The organism is Pseudomonas sp. CBC3 (assembly GCF_037967085.1).
Classification (GTDB): domain Bacteria; phylum Pseudomonadota; class Gammaproteobacteria; order Pseudomonadales; family Pseudomonadaceae; genus Stutzerimonas.
Map to the genome: position 1 here is coordinate 705,069 of NZ_JBANEO010000002.1, position 15,719 is coordinate 720,787.

Sequence of the window (15,719 nt, forward strand, 5' to 3'; positions counted from 1 at the left end):
TCATGGCTGACCTACTGAATATTGGCCTGTCGGGCTTGAGTGCGAGCAAGAGCCAGCTGTCGATCACCGGCCACAACATCAGCAACGTCAATACTCCCGGCTATAGCCGCCAGGATGCATCCCAGGCAACTCGGACCCCTCAATTCAGCGGGGCGGGTTATGTCGGCTCGGGCACTACGCTGGTGGAAATCCGCAGGACGTACAGCGAGTTCCTGACCAGCCAGCTGCGCAGCAGCACCTCGCTGAGCAGCGATGTGGAGGCCTACAAAAGCCAGATCGACCAGCTCGATTCTCTGCTGGCAGGCAGCACGACCGGCATCACGCCCTCGCTGCAGAAGTTTTTCTCGGCACTGCAAACGGCAGCGGAAGACCCCGCCAACATTCCGGCACGTCAGTTGGTACTGGCGGAGGCTGAGGGGCTGGCGCGCCGATTCAATACCGTTTCCGACCGGCTGACCGAGCAGAACAACTTCACCAACAAGCAGATGGCTGCGGTCACCGATCAGATCAATCGTCTGGCCGGCAGCATCGGTAGCTTGAACCAAGCCATCGCGACAGCTTCGGCCAACGGCAAACAACCCAATGACCTTCTCGACGCACGCGACGAGGCGGTGCGTCAGTTATCGACCTACATCGGCGTCACCGTAACGCCGCAGGACGACAATAGCTTCAATATCTCGGTCGGTACTGGTCAGCCCCTAGTCGTCGGAAGCGCCGTCAGCCGGCTGGAAATCGTGCCGGGGCAGGGCGATCCCAACCGTCACGAGATCCAGTTTGTCAGCGGCGGCTCGCGCCAGGGGATTACGTCGCAGATTACCGGCGGCGAGCTGGGTGGGCTGATTCGCTATCGCCAGGAAGTCCTGGACCCCACGCTCAATTCGCTGGGGCAGCTGGCGTTGGCTGTGAGTGATCAGGTCAATACCCAGCTGGGACAGGGGCTGGATTTGAAGGGCAACGTTGGCGTCGGCCTGTTCAAAGATATCAATGCGGCCGATCTGGTCGATAAGCGCAGTTATCCGACGGGGATAAATGTCGAGATCACTAACACCTCGTCGCTTGCTGCTAGTGACTACGAGATAGAAATCGGCGCGGGCGACAGTTATCGAATTCGTCCGGTGGGTGGGCGCTGGATCGAGGGTCAAACGTTCGGTACCGAAGTGCCTGGATTGGGTTTTAACTTACATCGGATCGATTCGTCGCTCGGCGAGGGTGACAAGGTATTGATCATGCCGACTCGGCGCGGCGCCTCTGAAATCGGCGCAGTGCTCGATCAGGCTGATCAGCTCGCCTTCGCTGCGGCAGTGCGTGCGGAAAGCAGTTTGCAAAACGGCGGTACCGGAGCGATTGGCCAGCCGGACATGGTTTCCGCGCCTTCGCCTATCGACCCTGCCGAACTGAAAACAGCGTTCGGCAGTGGGTTGAATCTAGCTGCAACCGTCAACGCAGACGGCACCTTCACGTTGTCCGCCGCTACAGGCAACTGGTCATACGTGGATGAAAATGGCAATTCTCTTGTCGATGGCAGCGGCAATCCAGCGACTCCGACGCTTCAATCCGGTAATAGCAACACCGTTCGGCTGGCTTATACGGCAGCATCGGGAGAGGTTTATCAGTTTGATTTCACTATCAACGGACGACCACAGGCGAATGACAGTTTCTCGCTCAACTTCAACCAGAGCGGCGTATCGGACAACCGCAACGCATTAAAGCTGGTGGATCTGCAGACAAAGCAGACGATCGGGGTCGATGGCTCTGTTGTCGGGTCGGGCTCCAGCTTCACCGATGGCTACGGCGAGCTGGTAGAGCGGGTCGGCACGCTGACCGCTCAGGCTCGCATGGACAGCGAAGCGACGGGTGCGATCCTCAAGCAGGCGACCGACAACCGGGACTCGCTCTCGGCCGTGAACCTCGACGAGGAAGCCGCCAACCTAATCAAGTTCGAGCAGTACTACAACGCCTCGGCCCAGATCATTCAAGTTGCGCGCACCATGTTCGATACATTGATCAGCACCTTCAGGTAACAGGCCCGCCCATGCGCATCTCGACCTTGCAAGCATTCAATAACGGCGTGACCGGCATCCAGCGAAACTACGCCAACGCTACGCGCACCCAGGAGCAGATCAGCACCGGCAACCGCATCCTTACGCCTGCGGACGATCCGGTTGCCTCGGTACGCCTGCTGCAGCTGGAGCAACAGCAGAACGTGCTTGGCCAGTACAACTCCAATCTGACGGCTGCGAAGAACAGCCTGACTCAGGAAGAAGTGACGCTGAACTCGGTCAATACCGTGCTGCAGCGTGTCCGCGAGCTGGCGGTTCAGGCCGGTAACGGTGCGCTAGACCCGCAGGACCGCAAAGCCATCGCTGCCGAGCTGGGTGAGCGCGAGGATGAGCTGCTGTCGCTGATGAATACGCGCAATGCGCGCGGTGAGTATTTGTTCTCAGGATTTCAGGGCAAGACGCAGCCCTTTGTCAGGGGCACGGATGGTAGCTACAGCTATCAGGGTGACGAGGGGCAGCGGAAGTTGCAGATTGCCAGTTCGTTGAGTGTTCCGATCAGCGATAACGGCAAGTCCATTTTCGAGAACGTAACCAACGCTGGACGTCTTGGCGCTGCGGTATCTGACCAGGCGGCTTCGACGTTGAATGTTTCAGACGCGCTGGTTAGTGATGAGGTCGCTTTTGCCGGCATTGGAGGGTTGGAAATCACGTTCAGCGCGAGTCCGAACGAGCGGAACTATAGCGTGGCCGACGCCAGCGGGAACGTCCTTAGCACTGGTAGTTTGGACAGTGACGGAGAAAAGGAAAACAAGCTGGTAGTTGGCGGAGTGACTCTTTATATCTCAGGCGAGCCGACTGCCGGCGAGGTAATTACGATTCCCGAAAGTGAGAGTCCTAAACAAGGAGTTCTCGATACGATTGCTAACCTCCGCAAGGCTCTGGAAGATCCAGCGACCGGCAACACCGGCGTCCGCGACGCGGTCGCAGTCGCCTTGACCAACCTCGACCACGGCATGGTCAGTGTCGACGCGGCGCGCGGCAATATTGGCGCACGGTTAAATACCATCGACACCACCCTGACCGACAACGAAGACGTCGCGCTGGTCAACAAAGGCGTCCAGGCGGAACTGCGCGAACTGGACTACGCCGAGGCGTTGTCGCGGCTGTCGATGCAAACGGTCATTCTAGAAGCGGCCCAGCAGAGCTACGTGAAAATTTCCGGGCTTAGCCTGTTCAATGTGATGCGTTAAGCGCGGCCTGGCGGGCGTGGTTCACAGAACCAGCGCGCCGATTTGACTTGGCATTGTTGCAGCATAAAGTGTCCCGGCGGCGCATGGAGTACCGCGCCGGTCGAAAACCAACACTCAAAGGGACGTGAATCATGACCAAGTCTTTTCTCTCCGCAGCACTCTTCGCATTGCTTGCCAGCGTTTCCATTGGCGGCCATGCAGCTCAGACTGAACCTGTTGCAGCAGCAGAAGTAGCCGTAGCTCAAACGGCAACAATCAATCTCAATTCGGCCGATGCCGAAACCCTGACCCGCGAACTCAAAGGCATCGGTGCAACAAAGGCCAAGGCCATCATCGCGTACCGTGAAGCCCATGGCCCGTTCGGCTCGGTCGATGAGTTGCTGGAAGTCAAAGGGATTGGTGCCGCTACCCTGGAAAAGAACCGCGCCAAGTTGAGCCTGAACTGATCAGGTGAGCTCATTTCTAAGCCGGTGTGTTCCGCTGGCTTCAGTACGCTGACAAAGCCCTGGCCTGTGCCAGGGCTTTTGTTTACGGGCTATCGTTCCTGCCCGATCCTGCCCGATCAGCGCGAAGGGCAGTCGCTGCGCTCACATAATATGCCTAGCCGTTTCGCTGCCTATTAGCCGCCGCCATCGTTCGTGTCGGAACCTGTCAGAAGCCTGCTGAACTCGTCGAGGGGCAGCGGACGGCTGAACAGATAACCCTGATACAGGTGACAGCCCTGCAGTTGCAGCAAGTCTAGCTGCGCCTGCTGCTCGACCCCTTCGGCGATCACCTCAAGCCCGAGACTTCTAGCCATCGCGACGATAGCGCGGATGATCTCGGCGTCGTTGGGCGCATCCAGCGCGTCTCGTACAAATGACTGATCTATCTTGAGCAAATCCACCGGCAATCGTTTCAGATAGGTGAGCGATGAATAGCCAGTGCCGAAATCGTCCATGGCGAAGCTGACGCCGTGTCGGCAAAGGCGGCGCATCTTGGCAATGGTGTCGTCCAGGTTCTGGATCACAATACCTTCGGTGATCTCAAGCTTGATCATCCTATGCGGAACCCCGGTGGCCTTCAGCGCATTGAGGGTGCGTTCGACGAACTCGTTCTGACGGAACTGACGCGGGCTGATGTTGACGCAAAGGCTGAAGGTGTCGGGGTGCACCAGTCCCGCGGCCAACAGCGAAGCGCCGATGCGGCTGGCTTGTGTGATGATCCAGTCGCCGACTTCGACGATCAGGCCGTTTTCTTCCAGCACATCAATGAACTGAGCGGGCGAGCGCGGGCCGTGCTCCGGGTGATTCCAGCGCAACAGAACTTCAGCGCCGATCACCGAACCCGAGCGTGCATCCACTTGGGGTTGCAGCTGTAACTCGAATTCGTTGCGCTGCAGCGCCAACCGTAGCTCGCTCTCCAGCTGCAGGCGTGCGCTTGCGGCTTGCTGCATCGTCGTGCGAAACAATTGGATGGCGTTGCGCCCGGCTGCTTTGGCCCCGTAGAGCGCAATGTCGGCTCGCTTCAGGAGATCGGCGGGTGTGTCGCCATGGTCAGGCAGAAGGGCGATACCGATGCTTGGGGTGACGTGCAACCGGTTGCCTTCGAATGTCATGGGCTCGGCGAGCAGGGTCCGTAGCTTTTCGGCAATCTGACGAACATGGCGCGTCACCTCCGAGCGCCTGCCGCTCAAACCTGTCAGCAGAACGACGAACTCATCGCCCCCGAGGCGCGCGACGGTATCTTCCTGGCGGGTGCTGGCTTCGAGGCGAGCCGTAATCATCTTCAGGACAGCATCGCCGACCGGATGCCCAAGCGAATCGTTGATGTGCTTGAAATGATCCAGGTCTAAAAACAGCAGGGCGCCTCGCAGGTCATGGCGCTTGTGCAGCGCAATCTGCTGTACCAGACGATCCATCAGCAGCGCCCGGTTGGGAAGGTTGGTCAGTGGGTCGTGATACGCCAGGTGATGGATCTGCGCATGTGCAGCCTTCAGCTGACTGATGTCTCGCGCCGATATCAACAGGCAGTCGGTGTCGTTGAGTTCGATCGGTTCGACTGACACCTCGATGTGTTTAGGGTTGCTGTGACGATCCTGGCCGACCATTTCCCAGTTGGCGACGCGGCCGTCACGCTCCAGCTGTTCGAGAATGTCCTTGCGCTGCGAGTCCGACCAGATGCCCAGTTCGGTGGATGTACGGCCAATGGCTTCTTCCGGGCGGTAGCCGGAGAGACGGTGAAAACCTTCGTTGACCTCTATGAAGCGTCCGGTGGCGCGTTCGCTGATGATGATGGCGTCGGGGCTTGAATGGAATGCCCTGGCGAACTTGGCCTCGCTGGCTTTCAAGGCTGCTTCGGCCTGCTGGCGCTCAGTGATGTCGCGGAAAGTCGTCACGATGCACAGCCTTCGGTCGATTCGAATGAAGCGGCTGGAGACCACGCATGTGATGTACTGTCCAGCCCTGGTGCGAAATTGCGCTTCGGCGTCGTCCAGGCGTTGGTCACGAGTCAGCCGTTGATAGAGCGACTGCCGCTGTTTCTCGTCGCGCCAGAAATGTATGTCCGGAGCCGAACGCCCAACGATATCGCTGCCTTCCCAGCCGAATACAGCGCTGAAGCTGGGATTGACATCAATGAAGGTGCCGTCGCGGATACGGGAAAGGGAAATGGGGTCGGGACTGCCTTGGAACAAGGCGGAAAATCTGGCTTCGGACGCGGCCAGGTGCTGTTCGCGCAGGACCCGCTCCGTGGCGTCGATAATGATTCCGGCCATCCGCAACGGCACGCCGTGCTCGTCACGGTACAGCTTGGCAGTGGTTTCCAGATGCCGGACGGTACCGTTCGGATGTACTGCCTGATAGGTCGTCTGATAGCTTTGGCGCCGCCCGGCCAGCAGATCGCTGTAAGCCTCGCGCATGGTCTGTCGGTCATTGGCTGCGACGCTGCGAAAAAACTCCCGGAACGAACCATCGAACGGACCGTCGATGATGCCCTGCAATTCAGAAGCGCGGCTCGAAGCATAGAGCCGGTCGCTTGGGATGTGCCATTCCCAGTTGCCCAGCTCTGCTGAGGCCAGCGCCAGTTCCAGGCGCTCCTGGCTGTCTTCGAAGGCCTGGGCCTGAGTGTGCTGAGCGGTAATGTCGCGGACGATGCCCACCAGCATCGATGAGCTGGTGCCGTTGTCCTGCAGCTGCCCATCGATCTCCATCCAGTGCACGCTTGAGTCTGGCCAGCGCACCCGGTGACGAACACTGAAGCGCGACCTGTCGCCCGACAGTACGGAGCGGGCGACGGTTGTGAGATGAAGCCGATCTTCGGCAGCGATCAGATTCAGATACTCGTCCTGAGTAATCTGAGTGAGCGGTTCACTGAGACCAAACAGCCGCCCTGTGCCGAGCGACCAGTGGACGATGCCGCGCTGCAAGTCCCACGACCAAACGCCAAGTCCTGCGGCGTCGAGTACCGATAATAGGCGGGTCGCATCCCGCCAGGGCATTGCCGCTTCGCTGGCGCCGACACCGATCAGGGATTCAGGCGGTCGCATGAATGGTTTCCGCCGGGCAGGTAGGAAGGTGACGGATCGGCCGATAACCGGTGCTGCTCATGATTCTGGTGCTCTTGTTGTTATGTCCCGAACTTATCTGTAGCAGATGGCAAGGTGCAAGTGCGTCAGCCTGCATCCAGCAAAGACATGAAGGCCTTGGCTGCGTTCGACAGGGTGCGCTCGGTATGGGTTATGTAGCCGAGCTCCCTCGTTAGTTGAACCCCAGGCAGCGGCAGACGCACCACCTGTTCATCGAGCATGGTGCGGGGCAGCACGCTCCAGGCGATGCCAATGGAGACCATCATTTTGATCGTCTCCATATAATTGGTGCTCATCGTAATGTTTGGTCTGAGATTCTCGCGCTCGAACAGCCGTTGAGCGATATGGTGGGTGAAGGTGTTGCCACCTGGAAACACGGCGGGGTAGCCGGCCACGTCGGCCAAGGTTATCTGCTGTTTTTGTGCCAGCGGATGCTCCGGTGCGACGACGAAATCCAACGGATCGTCCCATACCTTGCTGGCGCGGATCGGCGCAGTCGTGTGTGGCGCCAGGGTAATCACGGCCAGTTCGGCACGACCATGAAGAACCTCTTCGTAGGCAACTTCTGAATCCAGGAAGCGGATGTCCAGGTTCACGTTGGGATAGGCACGTGTGAAGCTCCTCAGCAACGGCGGCAGGCGATGCAGGCCGATGTGATGACTGGTCGCCAGACACAGGCGACCGCTGACTTCACCGTTGAGATTAGCCAATGCGCGGCGGGTGTCGTCCAGCACATTGAGGATTCGGTAGGCACGGGGCAACAGAGCTCGGCCGGCTTCGGTGAGCCCAATCTCCCGTCCCAGACGATCGAACAGGCGCACATCGAGCTGCGACTCCAGCGCGGCAAGACGCTTGCTCACCGCCGGTTGAGTCAGGTGCAGGCGCTCTCCTGCCAAAGAGAAGCTGCCGGTTTCAGCAATGGCGATGAAGGCGTTGAGGCTGGCTAGATCCATGTATTTTTCCAAGGCGTTAAATGACCGTAGTGGGCCGCCCGGCCCACTCGACTTAATGTTCGTGAGATTCCTGCGAGGAATGCGTTAGATAAAAAATATGAATTTGAGTAATTAAACGCAACCCCCTAGCATCTCCCCATAAGCGAAAGGGCTATTTGCCCGCAGAACTGATGAGGAAGAGTCCGATGGCCGGCAAAACGCTCTACGACAAACTCTGGGAAATGCATGAGGTCAAGCGTCGCGACGATGGCTCGTCGCTGATCTATATCGACCGTCACATTCTCCATGAAGTGACTTCGCCGCAGGCGTTCGAAGGGTTGCGTCTGGCCGGGCGCAAGCCGTGGCGTATCGACGCCAACATCGCCACCCCGGACCACAATGTGCCGACCACCAAGGGCGAGCGCCAGGGCGGCTTGGAAGCCATCGCCGACGAGGTCTCGCGCATTCAGGTGCAGACTCTGGACGAGAACTGCGATGACTTCGGCATTCTCGAATTCAAGATGAACGATATCCGCCAGGGCATCGTGCATGTCATCGGCCCGGAGCAGGGCGCGACCCTGCCGGGCATGACCGTGGTCTGCGGCGATTCGCATACGTCCACCCATGGCGCCTTCGGTGCGCTGGCCCACGGCATCGGCACTTCCGAGGTCGAGCATGTGCTCGCCACGCAGTGCCTGGTGGCCAAGAAGATGAAGAGCATGCAGGTGCGCGTTGAAGGCAAGCTGCCGTTCGGCGTCACCGCCAAGGACATCGTGCTCGCCGTGATCGGCAAGATCGGTACCGCTGGCGGCAACGGCCACGCGCTGGAATTCGCCGGTAGCGCCATCCGCGAATTGTCCATGGAAGGCCGCATGACCCTCTGCAACATGTCCATCGAAGCTGGCGCTCGCGTGGGCATGGTGGCCTGTGACGAGAAAACCGTCGCCTATGTCGAGGGTCGCCCTTATGCGCCGAAAGGCGCGGACTGGGACAAGGCAGTCGAGGTCTGGAAAGATCTGGTATCTGACGAGGATGCGGTGTTCGACACTGTCGTTGAGCTGAAAGCCGAGGACATTAAGCCGCAGGTGAGCTGGGGCACGTCGCCGGAAATGGTCCTGGCGGTCGACCAACAGGTTCCGGACCCGGCGGTAGAATCCGATCCGGTCAAGCGCGACTCCATCGAGCGCGCGCTGAAATATATGGGCCTGCGCGCCAACCAGCCGATCACCGATATCCAGCTGGATCGCGTGTTCATCGGCTCCTGCACCAACTCGCGCATCGAAGACCTGCGCGCTGCTGCCGAAGTGGCCAAGGGGCGCAAGGTCGCCGCGACCGTCAAGCAGGCGATGGTGGTGCCGGGTTCGGGCCTGGTCAAGCAACAGGCGGAATCGGAAGGGCTGGATAAGATTTTCCTCGAAGCCGGTTTCGAGTGGCGCGAGCCGGGTTGCTCGATGTGTCTGGCGATGAACCCGGATAAGCTGGGCAGCGGCGAGCATTGCGCGTCCACGTCCAACCGCAACTTCGAGGGGCGCCAGGGGGCTGGTGGCCGCACTCATCTGGTCAGCCCGGCCATGGCCGCGGCAGCCGCTGTGACCGGCCGTTTCATCGACGTGCGCGAACTGCTCCAGGCCTGAGGAGGCGAAACATGAAAGCATTCACCCAACACACCGGCCTGGTCTGTCCGCTCGATCGTGCCAACGTCGATACCGATCAGATCATTCCCAAGCAGTTCCTGAAGTCGATCAAGCGCACCGGTTTCGGTCCGAATTTGTTCGATGAGTGGCGCTATCTGGATGTTGGCCAGCCGAACCAGGATTGTTCACAGCGTCCGGTCAATCACGATTTCGTGCTGAACTTCCCGCGCTATCGGGGCGCCAGCGTGCTGCTTGTACGTGAGAATTTCGGCTGCGGCTCCTCTCGCGAACATGCGCCCTGGGCGCTTGAAGAGTACGGCTTCCGCACCATCATCGCGCCGAGTTTTGCCGACATCTTCTACAACAACAGCTTCAAGAACGGTCTGCTGCCGATCATCCTGACCGAATCCGAGATGGACGAACTGTTCGAACAGGCCGAGGCCAACGAGGGCTACCAACTCACCGTTGACCTGGCCGAGCAGACCGTCACGCGCCCGGATGGCAGGCAGTACGGCTTCGAGGTCGACGCCTTCCGCAAGCATTGCCTGCTCAACGGCCTGGACGACATCGGCCTGACTTTGCAGGATGCCGACGCGATCAAGGTATTCGAAGCCAGGCATCAGCAGAGCCAGCCCTGGCTGTTCGGCGCGATCAAATAACAGCAGCGGCAAGCCGCAAGAATAAAAGTAGGGTGGGCTTCAGCCCACCATGAGCGCTTATCTGAAGGAATGGAAATGTCGAAAAAGATTCTGGTATTGCCCGGCGATGGTATCGGCCCGGAAATCATGGCCGAGGCGGTCAAGGTGCTGCAGTTGGCGAACGATAAGTTTCAGCTGGGTTTCGAGTTGAGTTATGACGAGCTGGGTGGCGCTGCCATTGATAAGTACGGCGTACCGCTGGCCGATGAAACCCTGGGGCGCGCGCGTGCCGCCGACGCCATTCTGCTCGGCGCCGTCGGCGGTCCCAAGTGGGACAAGATTGAGCCGGCCATCCGCCCGGAGCGCGGGCTGCTGAAAATCCGTTCGCAGCTGGGCCTGTTCGGCAACCTGCGTCCGGCGCTGCTGTATCCGCAACTGGCTGAAGCGTCCAGCCTCAAGCCGGAGATCGTTGCTGGTCTGGATATCCTTATCGTGCGCGAGCTGACCGGCGGCATCTATTTCGGCCAACCGCGCGAAAGCAAAGTGTTGGAGAACGGCGAGCGCATGGCCTACGACACGTTGCCTTACAGCGAGAGCGAAATTCGCCGTATTGCCAAGGTCGGTTTCGACATGGCCATGGTCCGCAACAAGAAGCTCTGCTCGGTGGACAAGGCTAACGTGCTGGCCTCCAGCCAGTTGTGGCGGGTCGTGGTCGAGGAGGTCGCCAAGGACTACCCCGAGGTCGAACTGTCGCACATGTACGTCGACAACGCGGCCATGCAACTGGTCCGCGCGCCCAAGCAGTTCGACGTGATCGTTACGGACAACATGTTTGGCGACATTCTGTCGGATGAGGCTTCCATGCTCACCGGCTCCATCGGCATGCTGCCGTCGGCGTCGCTGGATGCCAGCAACAAGGGTATGTACGAGCCTTGCCATGGCTCGGCGCCGGACATCGCCGGCAAGGGCATCGCCAACCCGCTGGCGACCATCCTTTCTGTATCGATGATGCTGCGCTACAGCTTTAATCAGGTGGTGGCGGCCGATGCCATCGAGCGAGCGGTCAGCGACGTGCTCGACCAAGGCTTGCGCACCGGCGACATATGGTCCGAGAGCTGTAGCAAGGTCGGCACCCAGGCGATGGGCGATGCGGTAGTCGCGGCGCTCGCGAAGTTGTAATCTCTTGGCCCGCCTTCAAGCGGGTGGGCCACTTTATATATAGGTGTAGTTGCGATGAAACGTGTAGGTCTGATCGGTTGGCGCGGCATGGTCGGTTCCGTGCTCATGCAGCGGATGCTGGAAGAGCGGGACTTCGACCTGATCGAGCCGGTGTTCTTTACCACTTCCAATGTAGGCGGTCAGGGGCCTTCGATCGGCAAGGACATCGCGCCGCTCAAGGATGCCTACAGCATCGATGAGCTGAAAAGCCTCGACGTGATCCTGACCTGTCAGGGTGGCGACTACACCAACGAAGTATTCCCCAAGCTGCGTGAAGCCGGCTGGAATGGGTACTGGATCGACGCTGCGTCCGCCCTGCGCATGCAGGATGATGCGGTCATCGTGCTGGACCCGGTCAACCGCAAGGTGATCGACCAGCAGCTCGATGCCGGCACTCGCAACTATATTGGTGGCAACTGCACTGTCAGCCTGATGCTGATGGGGCTCGGCGGCCTGTTCGAGAACGGTCTGGTCGAGTGGATGAGCGCCATGACCTACCAGGCGGCATCCGGCGCCGGTGCGCAGAACATGCGCGAACTGATCAAGCAGATGGGCACCATCAATGCTGCGGTTGCCGATGAACTTGCCGATCCGGCCAGCGCTATTCTGGAGATCGACCGCAAGGTCGCAGAGTGCCAGCGTTCCGAATCCTTCCCGGTAGATAACTTCGGCGTGCCGCTGGCGGGCAGCCTGATCCCGTACATCGACAAGGAGCTGCCCAACGGGCAGAGCCGTGAAGAGTGGAAGGCGCAGGCTGAAACCAACAAGATCCTCGGTCGCTTCAAGAGTCCGATTCCGGTCGATGGCATCTGCGTGCGCGTCGGCGCCATGCGCTGCCATAGCCAGGCGCTGACCATCAAGCTGAACAAGGATGTGCCGATCTCGGACATCGAGGGCATGATTAGCCAACACAACCCCTGGGTGAAGCTGGTTCCGAATCATCGGGACGCCAGCATACAGGAGCTCAGTCCGACCTCGGTGACCGGCACGTTGAACGTACCTGTCGGTCGTTTACGCAAGCTGAACATGGGTTCCCATTACCTGGGCGCCTTCACCGTGGGTGACCAGCTTCTCTGGGGCGCCGCGGAACCCTTGCGGCGGATGTTGCGCATCCTTCTGGAGCGCTAAACCGCAAGGAAGGAAACACCCGAAGCGCCTCGGCACAGCCGCGGCGCTTTTTTTATCCGGTCGAAGCTGTCTAGCTGAGCGCTCTGCAGCGAAGGCTCTGCATGGCGCGTTCGTCGGATCTAGGCTTAACCTCGCAGCGGGACGATCTGCTTCGGCTACAGTGACGCCCTTCGGAACGGCTCACCATGTGTGGGTATCGACGCGGTTAAGGACTGTGTTTTTCGTTTCCATATTTAGGTGGCGGGCCGATAGATATTGCTTAATAACTACACGGCCAGGGTTTCGCATTGTTTCGTTGAGCGTCTTGTTCGCAATGAAGTACAAGGGTTACCGGTTCGCGAGCAGGCTGCAGCTTCGTCGAAGCAGGAGAACGCGAATTGTGGATTGTGTCTGATAACGTGGCAAAAGGCGTGGCGGGCAATGCCGTGCGGTCTGGTGAGTTATTGATAAAACACTATCTGTAAAAGATACTTACCGGCAATTCGAATAACTATTCTAGCTAGCTGCGCTGTTTAGGCTTATCGCTGACGGGGGGCCGCCATCTGGCGGGCACGGGCAGCGTCTATAAGACCCTTCTCGAAGATCCGAGAAAAGTTAAAAAACAAGGGATTACATAATGGTTCGGGTTCGCAATCTGGTGCTGGCAATCGCGGCTGCTACCGCGCTGACTTCCGAAATGGCGTACGCGCTGGGGCTGGGAGAGGTCACGCTGAAGTCGGCACTGAATCAACCGCTGGTGGCTGAAATCGAATTGTTGGATGCGAAAACACTGGCGCCGGGTGAAGTGGTCCCGGTTCTGGCATCTGCGGAAGATTTCAATCGGGCGGGTGTTGACCGCCAGTATTTCCTGACGGACCTGACCTTTACCCCGGTTTTGCGCCCTGATGGCAAGAGCGTTATCCGGGTTTCATCGACCAAGCCGGTTCGCGAACCTTACTTGAACTTCCTCATTGAGGTGCTCTGGCCCAACGGTCGGCTGCTGCGCGAATACACGCTCCTGCTGGACCCGCCGCTTTATTCGCCGGAAATTGCTGCTTCCGTTGCCCCTCAGTTGCCTATTGCAGCGCCAATCGTTCGGTCCGAGACGGCGCCGCGAGTCGCAACGCGGCCTGCACCAGCGCCTGCCGGCGCTTCCGCGCTGCAAGGTGAGCAATACAAAGTCACCCCCAATGACACGCTGTGGGAAGTTGCCGAGCGCGCCCGCCAAGGGGGCACCGTTCATCAGGCCATGCTGGCCATTCAAGACCTGAACCCTGACGCTTTCATCGCTGGCAACATCAACCGAATGAAGAATGGTCAGGTGCTTCGCCTACCGAATGCCGAGCAAATCGGTAGCCGGTCACAAGCCGAGGCGATTCAGCAAGTCGCGCAACAGAACGCAAGTTGGCGTCAGGCTGCCGTCTCTGGCGCAGCAGGCACACGCCAGCTAGATGCGACCCAGCGTGATTCAGTGGGAGCGGCACCATCGCGTAGCGAGCAGGGCGATAATCTGCGCTTGGTCGCACCGGAAGCCGGCGAAGCCACAGCCGGCAGTGATACTGGAAGCGGAGCCGATGCTCAGGCCTTGCGTGACAAGCTCGCGGTTTCCGAGGAAAGTCTTGATTCCAGTCGTCGCGAAAATCTGGATCTCAAGGACCGTCTCAACGATCTTCAGGGTCAACTCGACAAGCTGCAGCGCCTGATGCAGCTCAAGGACGACCAGTTAGCCAAACTACAGGCTCAACTGGCAGCGGGGGTCGAGCCGGGAGGCGATGCGACATCCGCACTGCCTTCGACTGGTGAAATTGATTCAAACGCTAACGTCGCGCCGGAAACGTCCGAAGCGGTAACAGAAACCAATGCCGAGCCCGAAGTTGCTGGTGCTGAGGTCGTAGCCCCAGCAGCGACCCAGGGAGAAGCAGCGGTAGATGCGGAGCCGGCTGCACAGGCGCCGGTCACACCGGCTCCGGCAGCATCGGCCCCAGCGGTACAAGAGCCTGAAGCTGATAGCTACGTCGACGAGCTGTTGGCCAATCCCATTCTCCTCGGCGCCTTGGGTGGCGGAGCCCTTTTGCTATTGCTGGTCGGGCTGATGGCGTTGTCACGCCGCAACGCTTTGAAGGAAGCTGAACTGCAGGAAAGCCTGCTTGCCGATAGTTCACCTGACACGTTCTACATGGCGCAGCAGGATCTCGATTCGTCCGCTGTGGAGTCGACCGTTAAAGACAGCGGCGAACATTCGGCTGACTCGCTCGCTGCCGCTACCAACGACCCTTTGGCCGAGGCCGATATCTACATCGCTTACGGACGTTTTAATCAGGCTGCCGACCTGCTGCAGAATGCATTGAACGATGAGCCGCAGCGCAGTGACCTGCGATTGAAGCTGATGGAAGTCTATGCCGAACTTGGTGATCGGGATGGTTTCGCTCGGCAAGAGGCGGAGCTCCGCGAAATCGGCGGCTCGTTGGACGCAATTGAACAAACGAAGCTCCGTTATCCGGCAATGGCTTCAGCAGCTGGCTTCGCTGCGGCAACCGCCGCGACAAGCACCAATGACTTCGAGAGCTTCAGCCTGGATGATCTCCAACTTGACGAACCGGCTTCGGCAACGACTGCTGAGCAGATGTCGGATGACGCCTTTGACCTGAGTCTGGACGATCTTGAGCTTGATGATGACCTGACTGAAACAGCCGTAGCCCCGTCTGGCGAGGCCTCAGGGGAGCTTGACGAGCTCAATTTCGATGACCTCAATCTTGACGCCGCTGCGCAGGAGCAGGCCGCTGACGATTTCGAATTTGACCTGGACAAATCGTCCGAAGCGGATATGCAATCCCTTGAAGCCGAACTTGCCGGTTTCTCGCTCGATCTTGACGATCAGCCGAAAGCTTCTACTGCCGATGACGATGTGCTGTTAGACCTCGACGAAGAACTGTCGAAGCCAGTAACGGGCGAGCCTGCTGCCGAGGAGTTTGATTTCCAGCTCGCCGATCAAGTCCAGTCTGCGGACATGCCGGATGAATTCGATCTGTCGGTCTCTGACGAGACCAGCGGCGGAGCGGTATCCGAAACGTCTATCTCCGAGTTCGACGAGGCCGAAACTGAGTCTGAAGCCTTGTCGCGAGACATGGGCGAGCCGCTCGACCTATCGGAGCCGGAGGCCGCGCTTGAGGCCGAGTCAACCTCGGAGGGGCTTGACGATGATTTCGATTTCTTCGCTGACACCGATGAAACCACCACCAAGCTGGACCTTGCCCGCGCCTATATCGATATGGGTGATGCCGAAGGCGCTCGCGATATCCTCGATGAGGTCATGAACGAGGGCAGCGATACCCAGCAGCAAGAGGCGCGAGAGATGCTCGCCAAACTAGCCTGACC

The 15,719-nt window shown here is 59.3% G+C and carries 10 protein-coding genes and 1 pseudogene; 9 read left to right on the forward strand and 2 right to left on the reverse strand.

Annotated elements, in window-relative coordinates; all coding sequences use genetic code 11:
* Positions 1–2: 2 nt before the first annotated feature.
* From flgK to V6943_RS10520, 3 genes are all read left to right on the forward strand, one after another.
* Entirely contained in the window at positions 3–2,021 is a 2,019-nt protein-coding gene (gene flgK, locus V6943_RS10510; protein ID WP_340553420.1) for a flagellar hook-associated protein FlgK, read from the forward strand.
* An 11-nt stretch (positions 2,022–2,032) separates the two neighbouring features.
* Positions 2,033–3,250 carry a flagellar hook-associated protein FlgL gene (flgL, locus tag V6943_RS10515; protein ID WP_340553421.1) on the forward strand — a complete coding sequence of 406 codons (1,218 nt, stop codon included), beginning with the start codon at positions 2,033–2,035 and terminating at the stop codon, positions 3,248–3,250.
* Positions 3,251–3,381: 131 nt separating this feature from the next.
* On the forward strand, positions 3,382–3,696 hold the full coding sequence (locus tag V6943_RS10520) for a ComEA family DNA-binding protein (protein WP_131648426.1): 315 nt from the start codon (positions 3,382–3,384) through the stop codon (positions 3,694–3,696).
* A 173-nt stretch (positions 3,697–3,869) separates the two neighbouring features.
* Here the strand turns inward: V6943_RS10520 and V6943_RS10525 are convergent, their stop codons facing one another.
* Together V6943_RS10525 and V6943_RS10530 are read right to left on the reverse strand one after the other, a co-directional pair.
* The gene (locus V6943_RS10525) at positions 3,870–6,776 is read right to left on the reverse strand and encodes an EAL domain-containing protein (protein WP_340553422.1); all 2,907 of its coding nucleotides are present in this window, start codon (positions 6,774–6,776) and stop codon (positions 3,870–3,872) included.
* A 125-nt stretch (positions 6,777–6,901) separates the two neighbouring features.
* The gene (locus tag V6943_RS10530; protein WP_340553423.1) at positions 6,902–7,768 is read right to left on the reverse strand and encodes a LysR family transcriptional regulator; all 867 of its coding nucleotides are present in this window, start codon (positions 7,766–7,768) and stop codon (positions 6,902–6,904) included.
* Between the two features lie 185 nt (positions 7,769–7,953).
* On the opposite strand from V6943_RS10530, the gene leuC reads away from it, so the two are divergent.
* The 6 genes and pseudogenes from leuC (at position 7,954) to V6943_RS10560 (ending at position 15,717) form a co-directional block, all read left to right on the forward strand.
* A complete protein-coding gene (leuC, locus tag V6943_RS10535) occupies positions 7,954–9,381 on the forward strand; it encodes a 3-isopropylmalate dehydratase large subunit (RefSeq protein WP_340553424.1) in 1,428 nt (475 codons plus the stop codon).
* Between the two features lie 11 nt (positions 9,382–9,392).
* On the forward strand, positions 9,393–10,040 hold the full coding sequence (gene leuD, locus V6943_RS10540) for a 3-isopropylmalate dehydratase small subunit (protein ID WP_340553425.1): 648 nt from the start codon (positions 9,393–9,395) through the stop codon (positions 10,038–10,040).
* Positions 10,041–10,115: 75 nt separating this feature from the next.
* Positions 10,116–11,198, forward strand: coding sequence for a 3-isopropylmalate dehydrogenase (gene leuB, locus V6943_RS10545; protein ID WP_340553426.1), 1,083 nt, complete (start codon positions 10,116–10,118; stop codon positions 11,196–11,198).
* Positions 11,199–11,252: 54 nt separating this feature from the next.
* Positions 11,253–12,365 (forward strand): aspartate-semialdehyde dehydrogenase, encoded by a 1,113-nt coding sequence (gene asd, locus V6943_RS10550; protein ID WP_340553427.1) that lies wholly within the window; start codon positions 11,253–11,255, stop codon positions 12,363–12,365.
* Between the two features lie 377 nt (positions 12,366–12,742).
* Positions 12,743–12,829, forward strand: a pseudogene (locus V6943_RS10555) (aspartate-semialdehyde dehydrogenase); the annotation flags it as partial.
* A 152-nt stretch (positions 12,830–12,981) separates the two neighbouring features.
* A complete protein-coding gene (locus tag V6943_RS10560; protein WP_131648433.1) occupies positions 12,982–15,717 on the forward strand; it encodes a FimV/HubP family polar landmark protein in 2,736 nt (911 codons plus the stop codon).
* Positions 15,718–15,719: the final 2 nt, after the last annotated feature.